General features: G+C 73.2%; 22 protein-coding genes. 15 read left to right on the top strand and 7 right to left on the bottom strand.

All coding sequences use genetic code 11. The annotated features are described in order from the left end of the window. The first annotated feature begins 18 nt into the window (after window positions 1-18). The 7 genes from E3Z34_RS04485 to E3Z34_RS04515 all read left to right on the top strand — a co-directional run bounded on the left by E3Z34_RS04485 (window position 19) and on the right by E3Z34_RS04515 (window position 9,440). Complete coding sequence (locus E3Z34_RS04485; protein ID WP_134772633.1) at window positions 19-609, top strand: rhodanese-like domain-containing protein; 591 nt, start codon at window positions 19-21, stop codon at window positions 607-609. Between the two features lie 24 nt (window positions 610-633). Then, on the top strand, window positions 634-1,506 hold the full coding sequence (locus E3Z34_RS04490; protein WP_134772634.1) for a sulfite exporter TauE/SafE family protein: 873 nt from the start codon (window positions 634-636) through the stop codon (window positions 1,504-1,506). A 42-nt stretch (window positions 1,507-1,548) separates the two neighbouring features. Beyond that, the gene (ppc, locus tag E3Z34_RS04495) at window positions 1,549-4,374 is read left to right on the top strand and encodes a phosphoenolpyruvate carboxylase (RefSeq protein WP_134772635.1); all 2,826 of its coding nucleotides are present in this window, start codon (window positions 1,549-1,551) and stop codon (window positions 4,372-4,374) included. 83 nt (window positions 4,375-4,457) lie between these two features. Continuing rightward, complete coding sequence (locus E3Z34_RS04500) at window positions 4,458-5,093, top strand: PepSY domain-containing protein (RefSeq protein ID WP_134772636.1); 636 nt, start codon at window positions 4,458-4,460, stop codon at window positions 5,091-5,093. Window positions 5,094-5,212: 119 nt separating this feature from the next. After that, a complete protein-coding gene (locus E3Z34_RS04505; protein ID WP_134772637.1) occupies window positions 5,213-6,580 on the top strand; it encodes an IS1380 family transposase in 1,368 nt (455 codons plus the stop codon). Window positions 6,581-7,090: 510 nt separating this feature from the next. Further along, window positions 7,091-8,590: a C40 family peptidase gene (locus tag E3Z34_RS04510; protein WP_134772638.1), complete on the top strand. Its 1,500-nt coding sequence runs from the start codon at window positions 7,091-7,093 to the stop codon at window positions 8,588-8,590. Window positions 8,591-8,603: 13 nt separating this feature from the next. Then, window positions 8,604-9,440, top strand: coding sequence for an Fpg/Nei family DNA glycosylase (locus tag E3Z34_RS04515; RefSeq protein ID WP_134772639.1), 837 nt, complete (start codon window positions 8,604-8,606; stop codon window positions 9,438-9,440). A 19-nt stretch (window positions 9,441-9,459) separates the two neighbouring features. Here E3Z34_RS04515 and E3Z34_RS04520 read toward each other — a convergent pair whose 3' ends face one another. Next, the gene (locus tag E3Z34_RS04520; protein ID WP_134772640.1) at window positions 9,460-10,197 is read right to left on the bottom strand and encodes a PIG-L deacetylase family protein; all 738 of its coding nucleotides are present in this window, start codon (window positions 10,195-10,197) and stop codon (window positions 9,460-9,462) included. Window positions 10,198-10,333: 136 nt separating this feature from the next. Here E3Z34_RS04520 and rpsO point away from each other — a divergent pair, with 136 nt between their 5' ends. Together rpsO and E3Z34_RS04530 are read left to right on the top strand one after the other, a co-directional pair. After that, the gene (gene rpsO / locus E3Z34_RS04525) at window positions 10,334-10,603 is read left to right on the top strand and encodes a 30S ribosomal protein S15 (protein WP_134772641.1); all 270 of its coding nucleotides are present in this window, start codon (window positions 10,334-10,336) and stop codon (window positions 10,601-10,603) included. Between the two features lie 174 nt (window positions 10,604-10,777). Next, window positions 10,778-13,306 (top strand): polyribonucleotide nucleotidyltransferase, encoded by a 2,529-nt coding sequence (locus tag E3Z34_RS04530; protein WP_134772642.1) that lies wholly within the window; start codon window positions 10,778-10,780, stop codon window positions 13,304-13,306. Window positions 13,307-13,450: 144 nt separating this feature from the next. On the opposite strand, the gene E3Z34_RS19385 is transcribed toward E3Z34_RS04530, so the two are convergent. Then, window positions 13,451-13,573: a hypothetical protein gene (locus tag E3Z34_RS19385; protein ID WP_275106676.1), complete on the bottom strand. Its 123-nt coding sequence runs from the start codon at window positions 13,571-13,573 to the stop codon at window positions 13,451-13,453. A 148-nt stretch (window positions 13,574-13,721) separates the two neighbouring features. Here E3Z34_RS19385 and E3Z34_RS04535 point away from each other — a divergent pair, with 148 nt between their 5' ends. Then, window positions 13,722-14,780 carry a phosphotransferase gene (locus E3Z34_RS04535; RefSeq protein WP_134772643.1) on the top strand — a complete coding sequence of 353 codons (1,059 nt, stop codon included), beginning with the start codon at window positions 13,722-13,724 and terminating at the stop codon, window positions 14,778-14,780. Here E3Z34_RS04535 and E3Z34_RS04540 read toward each other — a convergent pair whose 3' ends face one another. From E3Z34_RS04540 to E3Z34_RS04555, 4 genes are read right to left on the bottom strand one after another with little or no spacing between them, the layout of a single operon-like run. After that, complete coding sequence (locus E3Z34_RS04540) at window positions 14,781-16,049, bottom strand: heparan-alpha-glucosaminide N-acetyltransferase domain-containing protein (protein WP_158288600.1); 1,269 nt, start codon at window positions 16,047-16,049, stop codon at window positions 14,781-14,783. It lies immediately after the preceding gene. Beyond that, entirely contained in the window at window positions 16,037-16,345 is a 309-nt protein-coding gene (locus E3Z34_RS04545; protein WP_134772645.1) for an AzlD domain-containing protein, read from the bottom strand. Before E3Z34_RS04545 ends, E3Z34_RS04540 begins: the two co-directional genes overlap by 13 nt. Beyond that, window positions 16,342-17,160, bottom strand: coding sequence for an AzlC family ABC transporter permease (locus E3Z34_RS04550; protein WP_238695345.1), 819 nt, complete (start codon window positions 17,158-17,160; stop codon window positions 16,342-16,344). Before E3Z34_RS04550 ends, E3Z34_RS04545 begins: the two co-directional genes overlap by 4 nt. After that, window positions 17,157-17,780 carry a GNAT family N-acetyltransferase gene (locus E3Z34_RS04555; protein WP_238695346.1) on the bottom strand — a complete coding sequence of 208 codons (624 nt, stop codon included), beginning with the start codon at window positions 17,778-17,780 and terminating at the stop codon, window positions 17,157-17,159. Before E3Z34_RS04555 ends, E3Z34_RS04550 begins: the two co-directional genes overlap by 4 nt. Window positions 17,781-17,873: 93 nt before the next feature. Here E3Z34_RS04555 and paaA point away from each other — a divergent pair, with 93 nt between their 5' ends. Genes paaA through paaE form a run of 5 tightly spaced genes read left to right on the top strand, consistent with a single transcriptional unit; the run spans window position 17,874 to window position 21,644 of the window. Beyond that, window positions 17,874-18,902, top strand: a complete 1,029-nt coding sequence (gene paaA / locus E3Z34_RS04560) for a 1,2-phenylacetyl-CoA epoxidase subunit PaaA (RefSeq protein WP_134772646.1) — start codon at window positions 17,874-17,876, stop codon at window positions 18,900-18,902. Then, window positions 18,899-19,186 carry a 1,2-phenylacetyl-CoA epoxidase subunit PaaB gene (gene paaB, locus E3Z34_RS04565; protein ID WP_134772647.1) on the top strand — a complete coding sequence of 96 codons (288 nt, stop codon included), beginning with the start codon at window positions 18,899-18,901 and terminating at the stop codon, window positions 19,184-19,186. The genes paaA and paaB overlap by 4 nt, the downstream gene beginning before the upstream one ends. Next, window positions 19,183-19,932: a 1,2-phenylacetyl-CoA epoxidase subunit PaaC gene (paaC, locus tag E3Z34_RS04570; protein ID WP_134772648.1), complete on the top strand. Its 750-nt coding sequence runs from the start codon at window positions 19,183-19,185 to the stop codon at window positions 19,930-19,932. Before paaB ends, paaC begins: the two co-directional genes overlap by 4 nt. A gap of 11 nt (window positions 19,933-19,943) precedes the next feature. Further along, complete coding sequence (gene paaD, locus E3Z34_RS04575; RefSeq protein ID WP_134772649.1) at window positions 19,944-20,468, top strand: 1,2-phenylacetyl-CoA epoxidase subunit PaaD; 525 nt, start codon at window positions 19,944-19,946, stop codon at window positions 20,466-20,468. A 51-nt stretch (window positions 20,469-20,519) separates the two neighbouring features. After that, the gene (paaE, locus tag E3Z34_RS04580; protein WP_134772650.1) at window positions 20,520-21,644 is read left to right on the top strand and encodes a 1,2-phenylacetyl-CoA epoxidase subunit PaaE; all 1,125 of its coding nucleotides are present in this window, start codon (window positions 20,520-20,522) and stop codon (window positions 21,642-21,644) included. 62 nt (window positions 21,645-21,706) lie between these two features. Here paaE and E3Z34_RS04585 read toward each other — a convergent pair whose 3' ends face one another. Next, window positions 21,707-22,339: a Maf family protein gene (locus tag E3Z34_RS04585; RefSeq protein ID WP_134772651.1), complete on the bottom strand. Its 633-nt coding sequence runs from the start codon at window positions 22,337-22,339 to the stop codon at window positions 21,707-21,709. Between the last annotated feature and the right edge of the window lie 22 nt (window positions 22,340-22,361).

A 22,361-nucleotide genomic window follows, 5' to 3' on the forward strand; every position in this document is an offset into this window, starting at 1 on the left:
ACCCACGGAAGGATCTTCGTGAGCACCACCACCGACATCAGCACCATCATCGACGCCGACACCCTCAAGGCCTGGCTCGACCGCCACGATGACGTCATCATCCTCGACGTCCGTTCGGCCGCCGAGTTCGAGTCCCTGCACATCCGGGGCTCCTACAACGTCCCGCTGCAGCTGCTGGCCGAGCACACGGAGGAGGTGGCCCAGCGGGTCGGGCGCCGGGTCGTGCTGGTCTGCCACTCCGGCGTCCGCGCCGAGCAGGCCCGCCTGCGCCTGCACGAGGTAGGCATGGACTCGGCCGTCGTCCTGGACGGCGGCGCCCCCGCCTATGCCGCGGCCGGCGGTGACGTCGTGCGCGGCGAGCAGCGGTGGGCGATGGACCGGCAGGTCCGCATGGTGGCCGGCACCCTCGTCACCACCGGCCTGCTCGCCGGTGAGCTCGTCTCGCCCAGGCTGCGTCTCGTGGCGGGGGCCGTCGGGGCCGGCCTGGCCTTCTCCGCGGCGACGAACACCTGCGCCATGGGCGCGGCCCTGGCCAGGATGCCCTGGAACCAGGGTGCGCAGGACCCCGAGGCCTCCGTGACCCTGGACCGGCTGCCGCAGGCGGGCTGACGCCCCCGGGCGAGAAGGAGAATCGTGACCGCCACCCTCGTCATCACGCTGCTGCTGTCCGTCCTGGTCGGGGTCTCCCTGGGTCTCCTGGGCGGGGGCGGGTCGATCCTGACCGTCCCCATCCTGGCCTACGTCGCCGGGCTGGAGGCCAAGGAGGCGATCGCCGCCTCGCTCTTCGTCGTCGGGGTGACCTCCGCCGTGAGCGTGGTCTCGCACGCCCGCAACGGGCGGGTCCGGTGGCGGACCGGTCTCATCTTCGGGGCCGCCGGCATGGCGGGCGCCTTCGTCGGGGGGCTGCTGGGCGGCTTCATCCCCGGCACGGTCCTCATGATCGCCTTCGCCCTCATGATGCTCGCGACGGCCGCGGCGATGGTCCGCGGCCGTCGCGGCCAGGCCGCCGCCCCGGCGACCCACGAGCTGCCGGTCCTCAAGGTCGTGCTCGAGGGTCTCGTCGTCGGCCTGGTGACCGGCATCGTCGGCGCCGGCGGGGGGTTCCTCGTGGTCCCGGCGCTCGTGCTCCTCGGCGGTCTGTCCATGTCCGTGGCGGTCGGCACCTCGCTGCTGGTCATCGCCATGAAGTCGTTCGCCGGCCTCGCCGGCTACCTCACCACCGTCCAGCTCGACTGGCCCCTCGTGCTGGGGGTGACCGCAGCCGCCGTGGCCGGATCCTTCGTCGGTGCCAGGCTGGCGGGGGTCATCCCCGAGCAGGTGCTGCGCAAGGGCTTCGGCGTCTTCGTCCTGGTCATGGCCGTCCTCGTCCTCGTCCAGGAACTCTCGGTGCCGCTGTGGGCCGTGGGTGCGCTGGTGGGTCTGGTCGGCGTCGCGGCCGTCGTGTGCTGGCTCGCCGTCCGGTCCTGCCCCCTGCGTCGGACCAGGACCGCCGTGGCCGTCGCGTGAGGGTTTTCGGGGGTCACGCCGCGGCTCGGTAGGGTCGGGTGCGTGACGCAGCCGGAGCACGCCCCACCCGTCGACCCCACGCCCGACCCCATCAGCCCGGAGCTGAGGGCCGACGTGCGGAGGGTCTCGACGCTGCTGGGCCAGTCGCTGGTGCGGCACCACGGGCAGGACCTGCTCGACGCCGTGGAGCAGGTCCGACTGACCACGAAGGCCAGCGAGCAGGGTGACGAGGGCGCCGTCGAGGAGGTGCGCCGGGTCCTGGCCGCGCTGCCCCTGGACCGGGCCACCCAGCTCGTGCGGGCCTTCGCGGAGTACTTCCACCTGGCCAACGCCGCCGAGCAGGTGCACCGTGTGCGCACCCATGCCGCGCGCCCGGAGGCCGACGGATGGCTGGTCTCGGCGGTGCGGGACGTGGTGGCCGCCGGGGGTCCGGAGCTGCTCGCCCGGAGCGTCGCCGAGCTCGACGTGCGACCGGTCTTCACCGCCCACCCCACCGAGGCCTCCCGGCGCAGCGTGCTGACCAAGCTGCGCCACCTGTCCGACCTCCTCGCCACCCCGACCGAGCCCGACACCCTGGCCCGCCGTCGGCAGGATCGCGACCTCGCCGAGCTGGTGGATCTGCTCTGGCAGACCGACGAGCTGCGGCAGAGCCGGCCCACGCCGATGGACGAGGCCCGCAACGCCATGTACTACCTGGACGAGGTCCTCACCACCACGGTCCCCGGGCTGCTGGGTGAGCTGGCCGACCTGCTGGCGGAGCACGGCGTCGCCATCGACCCCACGCGGCCCCCGCTGCGGTTCGGGTCCTGGATCGGCGGGGACCGGGACGGCAACCCCTACGTCACCCCGGAGGTCACCCGGGAGGTGCTGCGCCTGCAGGCACGGCACGCGATCGGGGTGGCCCTGACCCTGGTCGACGTCCTCATCTCGCAGCTGTCCTCCTCCACCGTGGTCGTCCCGGTGACCGTGGAGCTGGAGGAGTCGGTGCGCCAGGACCTGGCCCGGCTGCCGGGGCTGGACCAGCGGGTGCTGGAGCTCAACGCCCAGGAGCCCTACCGGCTCAAGCTGACCTGCGTCCGGGCCAAGCTGCTCAACACCCGGCGCCGGGTGGATGCGGGGACCCCCCACGAGCCGGGCCGGGACTACCGCAGCGGCCGGGAGATCCTCGAGGACCTGCTGCTCGTCCAGAGCTCGCTGCGCACCCACGGTGGCGGCCTCGTGGCCGACGGGCGCGTCGCACAGGCCGTCCAGACCCTCGCCGGGTCCGGTCTGCACCTGGCCACCCTGGACGTGCGGGAGCACTCCGAGCGGCACCACGAGGCTCTCGCGCCGGTCCTGGACGCCACCGGCGTCACCGGACCGCAGGGGTATGCCGTCCTCGACCGGGCGGCGCGCGTCCGCCTGCTGGGTGAGGAGCTCGGGTCCCGCAGACCCCTGCTGACCAGGTCGGCGCACCGCGGCACGGTGCTGCGGGTCTTCGACGAGATCCGGCACGCGATCGCCTCCTACGGGGAGGAGGTCGTGGAGACCTACATCATCTCGATGACGCAGGGGGTCGACGACGTCCTGGCCGCCGCCGTCCTGGCGCGCGAGGCCGGCCTCATCGACCTGCACGGCGACGCGAGCGGGGAGGGGGCCTTCGCCCGGATCGGGTTCGCCCCCCTGCTGGAGACGATCGACGAGCTCCGCGGGGCCGCCGAGCTCGTCGACGAGCTCCTGTCGGTGCCCGCCTACCGGGAGGTGGTGCGGCTGCGCGGCGACCTGCAGGAGGTGATGCTCGGCTACTCCGACTCCAACAAGCAGGCGGGGGTCCTCACCAGCCAGTGGGCCATCCACCGGGCCCAGCGGGCGCTGCGCGACGTCGCCCACCGGCACGGGGTGCGCCTGCGGCTGTTCCACGGGCGGGGCGGCTCGGTCGGCCGCGGTGGCGGACCGACCTACGACGCCATCCTGGCCCAGCCCAACGGCGTCCTGGAGGGGGAGATCAAGTTCACCGAGCAGGGGGAGGTCATCTCCGACAAGTACTCCCTGCCGGCGCTCGCGTCGGAGAACCTCGAGCTGTCCCTGGCCGCCGTCCTGCGGGCCGGTGCGCTGCACCGGGACCCCCGCACCACCGCCGAGGAGCGGGTCCGGTTCGGCGTGGTGATGGACTGCGCGAGCGACGCCGCCTACGCCGCCTACCGTCGGCTGATCGACGACCCCGACCTGCCCGCGTACTTCGTGGCGGCCACGCCCGTGGACCAGCTGGGCGAGCTGAACATCGGCTCCCGCCCCAGCAAGCGGCCGGACACCGGGAAGGGCCTGGACGGCCTGCGGGCGATCCCGTGGGTCTTCGGCTGGACCCAGACGCGACAGATCGTGCCGGGGTGGTTCGGCGTCGGGTCGGGTCTGCGGGCGGCCCGGGAGGCCGGCCACGAGGACACCCTCACCGAGATGCTGGAGCACTGGCACTTCTTCCGCTCCGTGGTCTCCAACGTGGAGATGACGGTGGCCAAGACCGACCTGGGGGTGGCGGCCTACTACGTCGACACGCTGGTGCCGGAGGAGCTGCGCCACCTCTTCGACGTCATCCGCGAGGAGTTCGAGCTGACCGTCGAGGAGCTCAAGCGGCTCACCGGTGAGGACGACCTGCTGGACGACCAGCCCGTGCTCAAGCGCACCCTGGCGGTCCGCGACACCTACCTGGACCCGATCAGCTACCTCCAGGTGGAGCTGCTGCGGCGGCTGCGCGAGGACCACCAGGCGGAGGTGGCCGCCGGCACGCGGCCGGGCCGGGGGACCGACGAGGAGGCGCGGGTCGCCGAGCTGCGGCGAGCGCTCCTGGTCACCGTCAACGGGGTCGCCGCCGGGCTGCGCAACACGGGCTGAGGCCCGGAGGGCGGCCGGGACCGGAGGTATGCGGAGGCCGTTCATGAGAGCGGCTCTCACCTCGGGTTGGTTCACTGGATGTCATGACGAAGACCACCAGCCTGACCATCGCCCTCGCACTGTCGGCCACCCTGGGCCTGGCCGCCTGCGGATCCGACGACGACGTGACCGGGCCCGGCGTGAGCGCCGGCACGACCGACGCCGTCGCGACCGCGGACGAGACCGGCGACGACGACAGCACCGGCTCCGACGACCCGGCCACCGGCACGACCGAGGGCAGCACCAGCGGCGCGGTGCCGCCCGGCGCGGAGGACGTGACGAGCCTGGCCCTGGCGGCCGTCGCGACCGCCGAGACCGAGACCGCAGGCATCGCCTACGAGATCGACGACCAGGACGACGACGGCACCTGGGAGGTCGACGTGCGGGCCGGCGACCGGTCCGTCGAGGTGACCGTCTCGCCCGACGGCACCACCGTGGAGAGCACCGAGGAGGACGACCTCGACGCGGAGGACCGGGACGCCCTGGACGCCGCCAGCATCACGGTGGTCGAGGCGATCGAGATCGCGGTGGGTGAGGTCGGCGGCGTCCTGGACGACGTCGAGCTGGACGAGGAGGACGGGACCTACGCCTGGGAGGTCACCCTGGACGGGACCGACAGCGGCGACGACGTCGAGGTGCTGGTCTCCGTCACCGGTGAGGTCCTCCGCGCGGACGCCTGAGCCTCGATCCGCCGATGTATTGGGTGACCAAGCCGGGTCGTAACACACGAATGCCCCTGTGACCTGGGACGATTGGACTTGCGACAGTTCGATCGACCAGAAAACAGGAGCACCCGATAATGCGAGTCTGCCACAACATCTCCGCCGTGTTCGATGACCCGAACCTGATCGGCACGGCCGGCCTGGTCCCGGTGATGGGCTTGGCCGAGGAGGCCGGGCTGGAGGATCTGGTGGCCGGGCACGTCAGCGTGCCCGGCTCGGCCGGCGCCAACGCCGACCTCAAGGTCAGTTCGCTGGTCGCGGGCATGGTCGCCGGCGCGGACAGCATCGAGGACATGGACGTGGTGCGCCACGGTGGGATGGACCGGGTCTTCACCGGACTCCGGGCGCCGACCACGCTGGGCACCCACCTGCGCGGCTACACCTTCGGCCACGTCCGCCAGCTGGACGCCGTCGGCTCCCGTGTCCTGGCCAACCTGGCCGGTATCGTCCCGGGCCTGCTGGCCGGCGCCGATCAGGTCGCCTACCTGGACGTCGATGACACGATCCGCGCCACCCACGGGTACGCCAAGCAGGGCAGCGGGTACGGCTACACCGGCGTCAAGGGCCTGAACGTGCAGGTCGCGACCCTGTCCACCCCGACCGCGGCACCGGTGCTCGCAGCCACGAGGCTGCGCAAGGGCAACGCCGCCTCCGCCCACGGCGCGGCCCGGCTGATCGCCGACGCGCTGGCCACCGCCCGCCGGGCCGGCGCGACCGGCACTCTGACCGTCCGCGCGGACTCGGCCTACTACAACCACGACGTCGTCGCCGCGACCCGCCGGGCCGGGGCCCGGTTCTCCCTGACCGCCCGGATGGACCCGGCCGTGACCGCCGCGATCTCCCGGATCCCCGAGGACGACTGGGTGTCCATCAAGTACCCGAACGCGATCTGGGACCAGGCCGAGGACCGGTGGGTCTCCGACGCCCAGGTCACCGAGGTCGAGTACACAGCGTTCACGTCCCGGAAGAAGGCCGAGCACGTCACCGCCCGGCTCATCGTGCGCCGCGTCAGACGCCTGAACCCCAAGGCGACCAAGGCCGGGCAGGACGAGCTGTTCGCGACCTACCGCCACCACGCCGTGTTCACCGACTCACCCCTGTCCATGCTGGCCGCGGAGGCCTCGCACCGTGACCACGCGATCGTCGAGCAGGTCATCGCCGACCTGAAATCAGGGCCGCTGGCTCACGTCCCTTCCGGATCGTTCTCGGCCAACGGTGCGTGGACGGTGCTGGCCGCGATCGCCTACAACCTGACCCGCGCCGCCGGCGTCCTGGCCTCGACCCGGCACGCCTGGGCCCGACCCGCCACGATCCGCGACGAGCTGATCAAGATCCCCGCCCGGATCGCCAACCGGGCCCGACGACTCCACCTGCACCTGCCCACGAACTGGCCCTGGCAGCACCCCTGGCTTGGCCTCCACGACGCCGCCTACGCCCCCTCCTGACCCAGCCCCCTGACCCTTCGAGGAACGACCACAAGTGGAAAAGCCGGGCAGACCGGCGGACCTCCCACGCCCAGAACCCCGACCCGCTCCAAAAATCGTCTTCAGCGACGCGCGACCTCCTCACGAAACCCGCTCGGCGGATCCAGGCTGAGACCTCCTCCGACGCCCCGACGAGCCCCGTGCTCAACGGGGCGTCGTGCTGTCCTCATGACCGTTGGGGACGTTGTGGTGGCAAATTGCCTGGCGGACGCGTGTGACACCTGTGGTGACCTGCGGGGACACCCTGTCAGTGTGACGAAGGTCACGCGTGTTGCCGTTGATTTCTTGCCATGAACGCATGTTTTCGCAGGTCGAGGCCCTTGCGCCGACCTCAGGACGTTGTTAGTTTTCGTCTCGGTCGGTCCCGAGACGTCCCTCTCAGGTCCGACTGTTCCACCACCTGCACCACCCACGGGCCGGGGCCATCCCCGACCGGTGTCCTGTCCCGCCCCTGCACCCTTTGGATGGCCCATGGTCTCGCGCTCGGCACACCGTGCCTCTCGTCCCTCCTCGTTCCCCCGGGTCGCCTCCCTGGGTCTCGTCGCCGCCACGGCGGCCAGCCCGTTCGCCACCGCGGTGCCCGCGCTCGCGACTCCGTCGGTCGGTGGCCTGGCGGCCACGCCGCTGCTGCCGACGACGCCGCTGCCGACGACGCCGATCGCCACCACGCCGCTGCCGGCCACGCCGATCGTGACCACACCGCTGCCGGCCACGCCGACCACGACCGTCACCCGGTGGGTGACCGTCGGGTCCAACGTGCGCTCCGGCCCCGGGACCTCGTACTCCGTGGTGGGCGGGTTGTCCGCCGGCACGCGGGTGACCGGCACCTACACCTCGAACAACTGGCTCGACCTGGGCAACGGTCGGTTCGTCGCCGGATCGCTGCTCACCGCGACCGACCCCGGTGGCAGCACGCCCACGCCCCCGTCGGAGACCGTCCGCTGGGTCACCGTCGGCTCCAACGTCCGGTCCGGGCCGGGCACCTCCTACCCCGTCGTCGGGGGCCTGTCCGCCGGGACCAGGGTGACGGGGACCCTGACGTCCAACGGGTGGTTCGACATGGGGAACAACCGCTTCGTCGCCGCCTCCCTGCTCACGGCCACCGACCCGGGTGGGGGAGGCGGCGATCCGGCCCCGGCGCCCCCGCAGGCGCCGCCCACCGCCGAGACCCGCTGGATCAGCTCCGGCGCGAACGTGCGCTCCGGTCCCGGCACGCAGCACCCCGTCGTCGGCGGTCTGACGCAGGGCACGCAGGTCAGCGGGTCGATGACCAGCAACAACTGGTTCGACCTGGGCAACAACCGGTTCGTCTACGGGCCGCTCACCACGACCTCCCCGCCGTCGAGCCCGACGCCCCCCGCTCCCACGCCGCCGGCTCCCACGCCGCCGCAGGACCCGCCCGCGAGCACCGTCACGCGGTGGGCCACCACGACGATCAACGTCCGCTCCGGCCCGGGCACCAACCACCCGGTCGTCGGCGCCCTCACCGCCGGCGCGCAGGTGAGCGGCAGCACCTCCAACAACTGGTTCGACCTCGGGGACGGCCGCTTCGTCGCCGGCTGGCTGCTCGCCGAGACCGCACCGGGCCAGCCCGCCCCCGCACCGGCCCCCGGTCAGGTCACAGGCGCGGTCATCCTCGCCGAGGCCGCGAAGTACGCGGGCGTCCCCTACCTGTGGGCCGGCAGCACCCCGGCGGGCTTCGACTGCTCCGGATTCACCTCCTACGTCTTCGCCCAGCTGGGGATCAGCCTGCCCCGCACGGCGGCCCAGCAGAAGAACTACGTGACCCCGGTCTCCGACCCCCGCCCGGGCGACCTGGTCTTCTACGGCTCGCCGGCCTACCACGTGGGCATCTACGCCGGGAACAACACCATGTGGGACTCGGCCCGCCCCGGCACGGTCGTCTCCCTGCACACGATCTGGGACTCCGGCGACCTCAGCTACGGCCGGGTCCCCGGCGTGTCCGCCTGACGCGCCGCCGAGGATGCCCGAGGGTCACACCCTGCACCGGCTCGCCGGTGCGCTGGACGGGGCCTTCGGGGGCAGGACACCCGAGGTCTCGAGCCCGCAGGGACGTTTCGCCGACGGGGCGGCCGTCCTCGACGGGGTCGCCGTGGACCGCGCCTGGGCCCACGGCAAGCTCCTGTTCGTCGACTTCGCCGGCGGCCGCACCCTCTACGTCCACCTGGGGCTGATCGGCACGTGGTTCGTCGTCCCGGTCACCCCGGCGGGCACCGTGCCGGAGGTGACCGGGGCGGTCCGGCTGCGCCTGCTGTCCGAGCACCACGTGGCGGACCTGCGGGGGCCCATGGCGTGCGAGGTGCTCGACGAGGCCCGGGTCGACGCCCTCGTCGCCCGGCAGGGCCCGGACCCGCTGCAACCGGTGGGTGAGCACAACGACCCGGACGCGGCCTACCGCCGCATCGTCGGATCCGGCCGGACGATCGCCGAGCTCCTCATGGACCAGACGGTGCTGGCCGGCGTCGGCAACATCTACCGCTGCGAGGTGCTGTGGCGTCACCGGCTGCACCCGCTGCGGCCGGGCCGGTCGCTGAAGCGCGCGTCCTGGCAGCTGGTCTGGGACGACCTGGTGCGGTTGATGCCCTGGGGCGTGCGGACCGGCTCGATCATCACCCTGGACGACGTGCTCGTCGACACCGAGGCCGCCTGGGACAGGGGCGAGCGGTCGGAGGTCCCCCGCGAGTTCGCGGTCTACCAGCGCACCGGGCTGCCGTGCCTGCGGTGCGGCTCGACGGTGCGGCACAAGGTGGTCGCCGGTCGCAACCTCTTCTGGTGCGGCGGGTGCCAGCGCCGCACCTGAGCGGACGCCGTACCCGGCCTCAGGCGCCCGCGACCTCGGCGGTCCAGCGGTAGCGCGTCGGTCGGCCGTCCGGACCCACGCTCCCCGGATCTCCCAGGATGCCGGTGAGCAGGACGCGCGGTGAGGGGAAGTCCGGCGGCAGGGCCTCGTTGTAGCGGCGGTGGGCCTCCAGGGACCGCACCGCGGCCTCGACGTGGTCGGTGACGTCCACCTCGTGCGAGACGTCGGCCCCGCCGCTCCAGCACTGGTAGCGCACGCCCGCCCACGGCTCGAAGCCCTCGGCCAGCAGCTCGGGGAAGATCCACCGGTTGCCGGCGGCGGCCACCGCGTCCAGCACCTCTAGGCCGACGACGCGGTGGTCGGCCTGGTTGAGGTGCCCGCCCCCGAAGCGGGGTGCGTACGTCCCGGTGGCGACCAGGTCCGGGCGGCGCCGCCTGATCTCCCGGGCCAGCGCGCGCCGCAGCTCCAGCGAGTGCTGGAGCGTCCCGTCGGGGAAGCCGTCGAGGAAGTCCACGACCTCGACGCCGACCTCCCGGGCACCGTCGCGTTCCTCCTGCTCCCGCACGACCGCCGCCTCCTGGGGGTCGAGGGTGTCGATGCCCGCCTCACCACGGGTCACGAGCAGGTAGGTCACGTCCTTGCCGGCGGCGACCCACGCGGCGACCGCGGCCGCCGTGCCGTACTCGATGTCGTCGGGGTGGGCGGCGACGACCAGGGCGGTCTGCCAGTCCTCGGGCAGGGGTGGGAGAGTGGTCATGGTCCCAGCGTGGCACGGATTAGGGGTGCCCGCCGGGGCGCTGATATCCTGAACGACGCCGTCGAACGGCCGCGGATCCAGAGTGCCCCGGTGGACATGCCCGGGATGCGCCGCGCAACGAGAGAAGGAGTCGCCCATGGCGATGGACACTGCCGCCAAGCAGGAGATCATCAAGGAGTACGCCACGACCGAGGGCGACACCGGCTCGCCGGAGGTCCAGGTCGCGCTCCTGACCGCCCGGATCAAGGAGCTCACCGAGCACTCCCGTGAGCACAAGCACGACCACCACAGCCGCCGCGGCCTGCTGCTGCTGGTCGGCAAGCGCAAGCGCCTGCTCCGTTACCTCGAGCAGACCGACATCGAGCGCTACCGGTCGCTGATCAAGCGTCTCGGCCTGCGCCGCTGAGCTTCGCAGGGAAGCGGTTCCCCGACCGGGAGCCGCTTCTTTGCGTATGACGTGCGGGGCCGACCCGGTCCGGCACGTCACCGGGGACTGCCGTGACGGCATACCCGAGAAGGACCCAGCCGGGCACAACGATGATGCCCCGCGCTGCGAGAGAGAACACGAAAAGGAGGGCCCATGGAGGGTCCAGAGATCACCTTCACCGAAGCCACGATCGACAACGGCAGCTTCGGCACCCGCACCGTCCGGTTCGAGACCGGGCGCCTGGCCAGGCAGGCCGGCGGCTCCGTCACCGCCTACCTCGACGACGAGACCATGCTGCTGTCGACCACCACGGCCAGCAAGCACCCCAAGGACTTCCTCGACTTCTTCCCGCTGACGGTGGACGTCGAGGAGCGCATGTACGCCGCGGGCAAGATCCCCGGCAGCTTCTTCCGGCGTGAGGGCCGGCCCTCCACCGAGGCCATCCTCACCTGCCGGTTGATCGACCGCCCGCTGCGCCCGACCTTCGCCAAGGGTCTGCGCAACGAGGTGCAGGTCGTCATCACCGTGCTGTCCCTCGACCCCGACCACCAGTACGACGTCGTGGCCATCAACGCCGCGTCGGCGTCGACCCAGATCTCGGGCCTGCCCTTCAGCGGCCCGATCGGCGCGACCCGGGTCTCGCTCATCGACGGCCAGTGGGTCGCCTTCCCCAACTTCTCCGACAGCCAGCGCTCGACCTTCGACATGGTCGTGGCCGGTCGCGTCGCCGGTGATGACGTCGCGATCATGATGGTCGAGGCCGAGTCCACCGACGCGACCTGGGACCTGGTGCGGAACGAGGGCAAGCAGGCCCCGACCGAGGAGGTCGTCGCCCAGGGTCTGGAGGAGTCCAAGAAGTTCATCAAGGTGCTGTGCGAGGCGCAGGCCGAGCTGGCGACCAAGGCCGCCAAGGAGACCCAGGACTTCCCGCGCTTCCTCGACTACGAGGACGACGCCTACGCCGCGGTCGAGGGCTTCGCCGCCGCCGACCTCGCCGAGGCGCTGCAGATCGCGGGCAAGCAGGAGCGCGAGTCCCGCATCGACGAGATCAAGATCGCGATGAAGGGCCAGCTCCTCGGCCTGCACTGGGACGCCGCGGGCGACAGCGACGTGTCCCAGGACGCGCCCTTCGCCGGTCGCGACAAGGAGCTGGACGCCGCCTACCGCGCCGTGCAGAAGAAGCTCATCCGCGAGCGCATCCTGCGCGACGAGGTGCGCATCGACGGCCGTGGCCTCAAGGACATCCGCGCGCTCAGCGCCGAGGTCGAGGTCATCCCGCGGGCGCACGGCTCGGCGATCTTCGAGCGCGGCGAGACCCAGATCATGGGTGTCACCACGCTGAACATGCTGCGCATGGAGCAGCAGCTGGACACCCTGTCCCCGGTGACCCGCAAGCGCTACATGCACAACTACAACTTCCCGCCCTACAGCACCGGTGAGACCGGCCGCGTGGGCTCCCCGAAGCGGCGCGAGATCGGGCACGGTGCGCTCGCCGAGCGTGCGCTCATGCCGGTCCTGCCGAGCCGCGAGGAGTTCCCCTACGCCATCCGTCAGGTGTCCGAGGCCCTGGGCTCCAACGGCTCGACGTCGATGGGCTCGGTGTGCGCGTCCACCATGTCGCTGCTCAACGCCGGTGTGCCGCTGCGCGCCCCGGTCGCGGGCATCGCGATGGGTCTGGTCTCGGCGGAGATCGACGGTCAGATGCGGTATGCCGCGCTGACCGACATCCTCGGCGCCGAGGACGCCTTCGGCGACATGGACTTCAAGGTCGCCGGCACCCAGGAGTTCGTCACGGCGATCCAGCTGGACACCAAGCTCGACGGCATCCCCGCCGACGTGCTGGCTGGTGCCCTGACGCAGGCCCGTGACGCGCGCCTGCACATCCTGGACGTCATGAACGAGGCGATCGACGCCCCCGACGAGATGAGCCCCTACGCCCCGCGCGTCATCTCGGTGAAGGTCCCGGTCGACAAGATCGGCGAGGTCATCGGCCCGAAGGGCAAGATGATCAACCAGATCCAGGAGGACACCGGCGCCGACATCTCGATCGAGGACGACGGCACCGTCTACATCGGCGCCACCGACGGCCCGTCCGCCGAGGCCGCCCGCGCGGCGGTCAACGCGATCGCGAACCCGCAGATGCCCGAGATCGGGGAGCGCTTCCTGGGCACCGTGGTGAAGACCACGACCTTCGGCGCGTTCATCTCGCTGCTGCCCGGCAAGGACGGCCTGCTGCACATCTCCGAGATCCGCAAGCTCGTCGGCGGTCGTCGCATCGACGCCGTCGAGGACGTCCTCGGCGTGGGCCAGAAGGTCCAGGTCGAGCTCAAGGAGATCGACCCCCGCGGCAAGCTCTCGCTGGGCGCCGTCGTCGACGCCGAGCAGTCCGGCGGCTCGGCGGAGGCTTCCGCCGCCCCGGTCGAGGTCGAGGCCCCGGTCCAGGCCGGTGGCCCCTCGGAGACGCCGGTGGGCGCCCAGTCCGAGGCGGTCGAGGCCCACGTGCCCCCGGCCCCCGAGGCGGCCGCGCCGTCCGGCGACGCCGAGGGCGACGAGGGTGCTGAGGGCTCCGAGGACTCCGGCGGTGAGCGTCCGCGTCGTCAGCGTCGCCGTCGTGGCGGTCGTGGCCGCGGCAGCAGCGCCGGCGGCGACGAGCAGACCGCGGGTGGCTCCGACCAGGAGTGACCAGGGGTCGGGCGCGCCGTGAGCGCGCCCGACCACGGCCCGCACGCAGCACGAGGCCCGGACGGATCAGATCCGTCCGGGCCTCGTGCGTCGTGGGTGGGCCGGGTGGGGGGCCGGATGGGCTCCTCGGGGGCCGGGCCCGGCTCAGGGCCGGGGGACGACCGGGGCGCAGTCCTCGACGAGCCAGCGCATCTCCATGATGGCGCGGCCGTGGGCGTCGGTCCCGGGGACCCATGCGATCTCGACCGTGCGGCGACGTGTGTTCACCGTCGAATCACCTCCTGCCGTGTGTGTAGCGCGTGGCCATCACCATAACAAGAAATGTCGGGAAAGTGAACAACAGGTGAACGGGCGCGTCGCGAGGGTAGGTTGTCGGTCACGGTCGCGGCGGGCGACCGGGCAGGAGGTGGTCCGGGTGCCGGAGAGGGTCGACCTGGCGCTGCGGCTGCTGGCCCGGCTGGAGCGGCGCGAGCAGGTGCTGCCCGCGGCCCGGTCGCCCCGGGAGTTCCTCCGGCAGGGGCGCACCGTCGTGGCGGCGGACCTGGAGGTCGGCGGGTCGGAGCTGGTCCCGCCGTCCGTGCGAGACACCCTCCGCGCGGGGGCGGAAGGGGTGGACCTGCTCAGCGCCCCGGTGGCGGCCGACGTGCTGGCGCTGGCGAAGTTCGACCTCGGGGACCAGCTCAAGCTGCGGGCGCACTACGTGGGCGGGGGACTGACCATGGCGGTGGCGCCGATGCCGCGCGGCCGGAACGCGACCGACGGCATCGGCAACGCGGTGCGCGCCCACGAGGTGGTGTCGGCGGGTGCGCCGGGCCTGCGCCCCCGGCTCGTCGCCCACGGCCGGCACGGGCGGTCGCTTCGCTACCTGGTGGAGGAGTGGGTGGACGCCGCCCCCGTCCTGACGTCCGGGGGTCTGGCGGACGCGGTGGCCGAGGTCGTCGCCGGCCTCGCCGCGGTGCACCGGGTGCACGGTCTCGAGCTGGTGCCGGCCGGCCGCTCCTGGGGGAGCGGGCTCGCCGGGCGGTGGGAGGCGGTGCGGGCTGCCGGTCTGGTGCCCGCCGCGACTGGGCGGCAGGTGGCCGCGCTCGTCGCCCGGGACCCGCAGGTGCGCGTCTCCTGGACCCACGGGGACCTCGTCGCCTCCAACGTGCTCCGCACCCCCGACGGGCAGGTCGTCCTCGTGGACTGGGAGCACTCCGGGGTCGGGGTGGTCGGGCAGGACGCGGCCAAGCTGCACCTCTTCAGCGCTCGTCCGGAGGAGACGCTCGACGCGGTGCTCGACGGCTGGGGTCACGGCGTGGGAGCTCCCGCCTGCACCGCGGCGGAGGAGCTGGCGCTCGCCCACGCCTACCTGCTGGGCCGCTACCCCGCCCGTCGCGCCGCCCTCGAGGGGCACCCGCGCGCGCGGGTCTACGAGCGCCAGGTGCGGAGGCAGGTCGAGCGGCTGGAGCAGGTGCTCGCCCGCTGCGGCTAGCTAGCCGGAGGGGGGAGGGGGGCTCGTGCGGGCGTCCGGGACGGCGGCGAGGGTCGCCGCCCCCACCCACCGCTCCAGAGGTCCCCGCCGCCGCGCGAGCGCGAACCCGGCGCCGAGGAGCACCGCCGCCGCGGCGTGCAGCAGCAGGGCGTGCTCGCCCTCCCGACCCAGTGCCCCCTGCCGGCCCGCGGTCCCGAGCACCACGACGTGAGCGGCATACAGGGTCAGTGTCATCGCCCCGGCGCCGGAGAGCACCCGCCACGGCAGGGTCCCCGTCACCCGGACGAGCAGGAGGCAGGACGCGAGGACCACCAGGGCCGCGCCGGTCGTGTGCGCCAGGTCGACGACGCTGCCGCTGTGCGGCGCCCAGACCGCGAGCCACCACCACGACCCCTCCGGGTGCGTGCCGTAGAACCCCGTCCGCAGCACGGTCGCCAGGTCGCTCCAGCGGTCCGTGACGCCCCAGCTGTCGAGCAGGGCCTGGCGCACCCCGGGGGAGCGGGTGGCCCAGGCGGACACCCCCAGCGCCAGGGCCGCCAGCCAGACCCCGACCAGCAGGAGGATCCGCAGGGTCCGCAGGGGCACCCGGTGGTCGGCGCTCCGACCCCTCCCGGCGGGTCCGTCCCCGCCCTCCGCCCGGCCGGCCCGCGCGCCGGTGAGTGCGGGCGCGAGAGCCCGCCCGGCGGCCATACCCGCGAAGAGGTAGGTCGCCCACGTCAGCACCGGGTAGTAGCCCGTGACGGCCAGCTCGGTGAGCAGCTGCCACGGGTTGGCCAGGCTCAGCAGGGAGGGCACCTGGTAGCTGCTCGGGGGCAGCACCGACCGCAGCACGAGGCTCAGGGCCGGGCTCGCCAGACCCCAGGCCAGGGCCAGCCAGGCCAGGGACGAGGCACGCCAGCGCAGGACCGGCAGCGCGCAGCAGAAGAGCAGCCCGTAGTAGGTGAGGATCACCGCCACGCCCGAGTCGAGCAGACCCAGCACCAGCCCGACGAGCGCGACCACCCCGGCCCGCACGAGCAGCCGGGCCCGGTGCACCCCGATCGTCCCTACGCCCACGTCCCGGGTGACCAGCACCAGGCTCACGCCCGCGAGCAGGGCGAACAGGGCCGAGGACCGCCCCGCCACCACCTGGAAGAGGACGGGGACCTCGGCGCCGTCGACGACGGTCAGGTGCGCGGCGAACATCCCCACGAGGGCCAGCAGGCGGGCCAGGTCCACCCCCAGCAGCCGGCTCGGGTATGCCGTCCCGACGGTGCTCAGCCCCACCACCTCAGCAGGGCGGCCGTGAGGGCGGCTGCGGCCACCACGACGATGAAGGGGGCCCGGAGCAGCAGGAGCCCCACCGCGACCCCGAGGCCTGCGGCCCGGGCGTCGAGCGTGGGCAGCCGGTCGCCGTCCAGGAGGCCCTGGGTGACGACCAGCGCGCTCAGGAGCGCGACCGTCAGCAGGGGCACGACCCGGTCCACCCAGGGCACGTGCAGGACCCGCTCGGGCACGAGGTAGCCGCCGAGCTTGAGCAGCCAGGCGAGCAGGCACGCGGCCAGGACGGCCAGCCAGAGCGTCACCGGTGTCCTCCCTCGAGCTGCCGCAGGACGTCGGCGTCCCGGGTCACGGGGGGCACGGGCAGGTCCGGGCCGGTGCCCTGGGTCGGCCGGGTGCGGCCGGTGGGGTCGGTGCGGTCGGTCGGCTCGCCGGAGGCCCGGCGCGGCAGTCCCACGACGAGGGCCGCGGTCGCGCCCACGAGGACCTCGACGCCCGTCGGCACGAAGGGGGCCGAGACGAGCGTGAGCACCAGGGCCAGCCCTGCGGTCGCCACCGGTCCCCGGCCCCGCAGCCGTGGCCACACCAGGGCCACGAAGGCCGCGGCCGCCGCGGCGTCCAGACCGTAGGCCCGGGGGTCGCCCATGGCCTCGCCGGCGAGCGCGCCGAGGAGCGTCGTCGTGTTCCAGATCACGAAGAGGGCGGCGCCGGTGACGTAGAACCCGATGCGGGCGTCGCGGTCCTGCGGCTGGCCCACGGCGACCGCCGTCGACTCGTCGATGGTGAGGTGGGCGGTGAGCGGCCGCAGCAGCGCGGACGGGCGCAGCCGTCGGGACAGCTCCAGGCCGTAGAAGCCGTTGCGCACCCCGAGCAGGCTGGCCGTGGCGACGGCCGCCACCGGGTGCCCTCCGGCACCGATCACGCCGTAGAAGGCGAACTGCGACCCACCGGTGAACATGAGCAGCGAGGTCAGCACCGTCTGCCACACCGTCAGCCCGGCGGCCACCCCGAGCGCGCCGGCACTGACGCCGTAGAGGCCGACCATCCCCACGGCCAGACCCTGCCGGGCCGCCGCCGTGCGCCACCACGGCGGCTGCACCTCCGTCGCGGACGGGGTCACAGGCTCACCACGAGGCGCACCTCCCGGGCCGTGCGCCCGTCCTCGTCCACCACCCGGTCGCGCCACGCGCCGTCGGGCTCGAACCCGGCACCGGCGAGGAAGGCCCGGGTCGCCCCCGCGTCCGCGAGCACCCACGTGGCCACGGCCTCGAGGTCGTCGTTGCCCGCCCGCAGGGTGTCGACGGCCGCGTTGAGCAGCCGCGACCCGTGCCCGGTGCGTCGACCCTGCGGGTGCACCCCGCCGTCCAGGATGACCCCGGTCCGGTCGGGGTCGAGCCCGGGCTCGTCCTCCGCCGGCCCCAGCGCGACGTAGCCCACGACCTGCGGGCCGGCGCAGGCGACCAGGAGGCGGTGCCGGGGGGTGGGCGGCTGCTCCAGGGACCGGCGCCAGACCGCCGCGAACCGCGGACCGGTGAGGGCGTCGACGACTTCGGGCGCCAGGAGGTCGGCATACTCCGTCTGCCAGACCCACGCCTGGACCAGGCCCACGGCCGGGGCGTCGCTGGGCCGGGCCGTGCGGACGCTCGCGTCCGCCACCGGGCCGGGGCCGGTGGCCGCCCCGTGGTCGTGGTCGTGCTGGTGCGGGTGGTCGTGCTGGTGATCGTGCTGGGAGTCGCTCACCGGCCCAGTCTCCCACCCGGGTCGTGTGACAGCTCCACCGTCGACGGACGGTCGGAGTGTCACACCGGGGGTCGGTTCTGGCACACTGGGGGGATGTACGGCAACGACTTCGGCGACGGTCCCGGCGCTCCGCTCAACGCCGCGGAGACCCAGGACTACGCGGACGCCCTGGCGGAGCACCTGGCGGCCTTCGACGCCCTGGTCGAGGACGACCAGCGGATCGAGCCGTGGGACGCGATGCCCGAGGGCTACCGCTCGACCCTCATCCGCCAGATCGCCCAGCACGCCCACTCCGAGATCATCGGTATGCAGCCCGAGGGCAACTGGATCAGCCGGGCCCCCAGCCTGCGACGCAAGGCGATCCTCATGGCCAAGGTGCAGGACGAGGCCGGCCACGGGCTCTACCTCTACTCCGCCGCCGAGACGCTGGGCGTGGACCGGGAGGAGCTGCTGGACAAGCTCCACACCGGCCGGCAGAAGTACTCCTCGATCTTCAACTACCCCACCCTCACCTGGGCCGACGTGGGGGCCATCGGCTGGCTGGTCGACGGCGCCGCGATCATGAACCAGGTGCCGCTGTGCCGCTGCTCCTACGGGCCCTACGCCCGGGCGATGATCCGGGTCTGCAAGGAGGAGTCCTTCCACCAGCGCCAGGGCTTCGAGATCCTGTGGACGCTGTCACGGGGCACCGAGGCCCAGCGCGCGATGCTCCAGGACGCCGCCGACCGGTGGTGGTGGCCGGCGCTGATGATGTTCGGCCCGCCGGACTCGGGCGAGAAGGCCAAGGAGGGTCACACGGCGCAGTCGATGGCCTGGGGGATCAAGCGGTTCACCAACGACGACCTCCGGCAGAAGTTCGTCGACATGACGGTGCCGCAGGCCCACAAGCTCGGCATCACCCTGCCCGACCCCGACCTGCGCCGGAACGAGGAGCGTGGGCACTGGGACTTCGGGGAGATCGACTGGGACGAGTTCTGGCGTGTGCTCAAGGGTGACGGCCCCTGCAACGAGCAGCGGATCGCCACCCGCGTCGCCGCCCACGAGGACGGCGCCTGGGTGCGTGAGGCGGCGGTGGCGTACGCCGCGAAGGCGGCGGCCCGGTCGGCCGGGGCGGTCGCGTGAGCGCCGACGGCTGGCCCCTCTTCGAGGTCTTCGTCCGGGCCCGGCGCGGGCTCAACCACGTCCACGTCGGCAGCCTGCACGCCCCCGACGCGCAGATGGCGCTGCGCAACGCGCGCGACCTCTACACGCGGCGGCAGGAGGGTGTCTCGCTGTGGGTCGTGGCCTCCGAGGACATCACCGCCTCGAGCCCGGAGGAGAAGGACCCGTTCTTCGACCCGGCCGCGGACAAGGTCTACCGCCACCCCACCTTCTACGACGTGCCCGAGGACGTGGAGTACCTGTGAGCACGACCGCCTACCTGCTGGGCCTGGGGGACGACGCGCTGATCTACGCCCAGCGGCTGGGGGAGTGGCTCACGCACGCCCCCCAGATCGAGGAGGACATGGCGCTGGGCAACGTCGGCCTGGACCTCCTGGGTCAGGCACGCGCGCTGCTCACCCGCGCCGGGGAGCTCGAGGGCCGGGGCAGGGACGAGGACGCCCTGGCGATGACGCGTGACGAGCGGGAGTTCCGCAACGTCCAGCTGGTCGAGCAGCCGCGCCGGGACTTCGCCTTCGAGATGGCGCGCATGCTCTGGTTCTCCAGCTACCAGCTGGAGCTCTACTCCGCGCTGCGGACCTCCGCGGACGCGACCCTGGCCGCGGTCGCGGGCAAGGCGGTCAAGGAGGTCGACTACCACCGCGACCACGCGACCCAGTGGGTCCTGCGCCTCGGGGACGGGACCGGCCTCAGCCACGAGCGGATGCAGGCGGGGCTGGTCGCCGTGAACCCCTACGTCGCCGAGCTCGGGGAGGACCACGACGCGGCCCGGTATGCCGTCGAGCAGGGCGTCGGGGTGCTCCCCTCCTCCCTCGCCGACGCGGTCAACGCCTACGTGTCCCAGGTGGTGGAGCAGGCCACGCTCACCATGCCCGACCCGCCCCGCTGGCTTGCCCGCGGCGGCCGGGAGGGGATCCACTCCGAGTCGATGGGCTACCTGCTCGCCGAGATGCAGCACATCGCGCGCAGCCACCCCGGCGCGAGCTGGTGAGGACCGCCGCCGTGGGCCCCGCACCCGCCTCCGAGCACGCCGCCGGCGACCTGCTGCCCCTGGTCGAGCGGGAGGTCAGGGCGGTCCTGGACCCGGAGATCCCGGTCCTCACCATCGAGGACCTGGGCGTGATCAGGGCGGTCGACCGGGTCGGTGACGGGCTCGTCGTCACCCTCACCCCGACCTACTCCGGCTGCCCGGCCATGCACGCGATGGAGCAGTCCGTGCTCGAGGTGGGCCGTCGGCACGGCGTGCCGCTCGAGGTGCGGACCCGGCTCGCGCCGGCCTGGACGACCGACTGGATGAGCGAGGCGGGCCGGGACAAGCTCAGGCGCTTCGGGATCGCCCCGCCGTCCGGGGCGGCACCGCATACCTCCGGGCCGGTGCCGCTGACCCTCACCGCCCGGGTGGTGGCCTGCCCCCGCTGCGGCTCCGAGGACACCGAGGAGCTCGCCCGCTTCGGCTCGACCGCCTGCAAGGCGCTGCGGCGCTGCCGCGGCTGCCGCGAGCCCTTCGACGAGTTCAAGCCGATCTGAGCCCACCGGGGCGGTCCGACCCCCCCCGCACCCGCACCAGCCAGGAGAGAGATGTCCCTGCTGCAGCAGCCGACGCGTCGCCGCGCCACCTTCCACGACCTCACCGTCAGCCGGGTGGACCGGCTCACCGACGACGCCGTGGCGGTCAGCTTCGCGGTCCCGCCCGAGCTGGCGGGGGAGTTCCTGTCCTTCGAGCCGGGGCAGCACCTTACGATCCGGGCCGAGATCGACGGGCAGGACGTCCGGCGCTCCTACTCCTGCTGCATCTCCCGGGCCCAGGCCCGGGCCCGAGGGGAGGTCCGGGTCGCCTCGGCGCGCGTGCCGGGCGGGCTGATGTCGACCTGGCTCAACGAGCACGTGGGCGTCGGCGACGTCCTGCAGGTGATGACCCCCACGGGGTCCTTCACCCGTGCGGTCGAGCCGACCGCGGCCAAGCACCACGTGGGCATCGCCGCCGGGTCGGGGATCACCCCGGTGCTGTCGATCCTGACGACCGTGCTGGAGGAGGAGCCGGCCTCGCGCGTCACCCTCGTCCTGGGCAACCGGCGCACCGACAGCATCATGTTCCTCGAGGAGCTGATGGACCTCAAGAACCGCTACCCCGGGCGGCTCACCCTGCTCAACGTCCTCTCGCGCGAGATCCAGGACGTCCCCCTGCTCACCGGGCGGATCGACCGCGACAAGCTGGAGGAGCTGATGGCCACCTTCACCCCGGAGGACGAGGTGGACGAGTGGTACCTCTGCGGGCCGTTCGGGCTGGTCGGGACGGCGCAGGCGGTGCTGGCCGAGCGGGGCGTGGACCCCCAGCACGTGCACCACGAGATCTTCCACGTGGACGACGCGGGGTCCCCGGTCACCCAGGCCCGCGCCCTCCCGGTCGACCCGACGGCGCCGCCGGAGGCGGTGGTGACGGTGACCCTGGACGGGCGCACCACCACGGTCCCGATGCCCACCCGGGCCGAGAGCATCCTCGACGCGACGCTGCGCGAACGCCCCGACGCCCCCTTCTCCTGCACCGGCGGCGTCTGCGGCACCTGCCGGGCCAAGGTCGTCGCCGGCGAGGTGCGTATGGAGCGCAACTACGCCCTGGAGGAGGACGAGGTCGGACGGGGCTACCGCCTCATGTGCCAGTCGCACCCTGTCAGCGACACGGTGGAGATCGACTACGACGCCTGAGCGCCGCCGGGGGTGCCGCGCCCCGCGTCGCGCCCCCGTCCCGAGCGGTCAGCCGCGATCCGTCAGCCGCGCAGGTCGTGCCAGGCGATGTCCAGCTCGAGCAGCAGCGCGCGCAGCAGCGGGAGGCTGACGCCGACCACGCCGTGGTGGTCGCCCTCGATCCCGGTGACGTAGGCGCCGCCCAGGCCGTCGACGGTGAACGCCCCGGCGACCTGCAGGGGCTCGCCGGTGGCGACGTAGGAGGAGATCTCCGCGTCGGTGAGGTCGGCGAAGTGGACGGTCGTCGTGGACGTGGCGCCCAGGGTCGCGCCGGTGCCGCCGTCCTCCTCGTCCCGGTTGTCCACGACCCAGTGCCCGGTGTGCAGCAGCCCCGTGCGCCCGCGCATCCGGCGCCACCGCTCCACGGCGACCTGGCTGCTGCCGGGCTTGCCGTGCACCTCCCCGTCCAGCTCCAGCACCGAGTCGCACCCCAGGACCAGCGCCGCGGGGTCGTGCCCGCGCACCACGTCCTCGCACTTGGCCTGCGCCAGCGTGAGCGCCACGTCGGCCGGCCCCAGGTCGGCCTGCCGCTCGCGGACGGCGGCCAGGGCCGCCTCCTCGTCCACCCCGGACACGATGACCTCCGGGTGCACCCCGGCGTGGGTGAGCGTCGTCAGGCGGGCAGGGGAGGCGGAGGCCAGGACCAGGGGGATCATGCGGACCAGGGTAGTGGCCGAG

The sequence above is a fragment of the Ornithinimicrobium flavum genome (assembly GCF_004526345.1).
Lineage (GTDB): Bacteria > Actinomycetota > Actinomycetes > Actinomycetales > Dermatophilaceae > Ornithinicoccus > Ornithinicoccus flavus.

Coding starts and splice junctions, on each gene's coding strand:
- E3Z34_RS04500 (WP_134772636.1), top strand. CDS start 4,458: ATGACGAAGACCACCAGCCTGACCATCGCCCTCGCACTGTCGGCCACC.
- E3Z34_RS04505 (WP_134772637.1), top strand. CDS start 5,213: ATGCGAGTCTGCCACAACATCTCCGCCGTGTTCGATGACCCGAACCTG.
- E3Z34_RS04510 (WP_134772638.1), top strand. CDS start 7,091: ATGGTCTCGCGCTCGGCACACCGTGCCTCTCGTCCCTCCTCGTTCCCC.
- E3Z34_RS04515 (WP_134772639.1), top strand. CDS start 8,604: ATGCCCGAGGGTCACACCCTGCACCGGCTCGCCGGTGCGCTGGACGGG.
- E3Z34_RS04520 (WP_134772640.1), bottom strand. CDS start 10,197: ATGACCACTCTCCCACCCCTGCCCGAGGACTGGCAGACCGCCCTGGTC.
- rpsO (WP_134772641.1), top strand. CDS start 10,334: ATGGCGATGGACACTGCCGCCAAGCAGGAGATCATCAAGGAGTACGCC.
- E3Z34_RS04530 (WP_134772642.1), top strand. CDS start 10,778: ATGGAGGGTCCAGAGATCACCTTCACCGAAGCCACGATCGACAACGGC.
- paaA (WP_134772646.1), top strand. CDS start 17,874: ATGTACGGCAACGACTTCGGCGACGGTCCCGGCGCTCCGCTCAACGCC.
- paaE (WP_134772650.1), top strand. CDS start 20,520: ATGTCCCTGCTGCAGCAGCCGACGCGTCGCCGCGCCACCTTCCACGAC.
- E3Z34_RS04585 (WP_134772651.1), bottom strand. CDS start 22,339: ATGATCCCCCTGGTCCTGGCCTCCGCCTCCCCTGCCCGCCTGACGACG.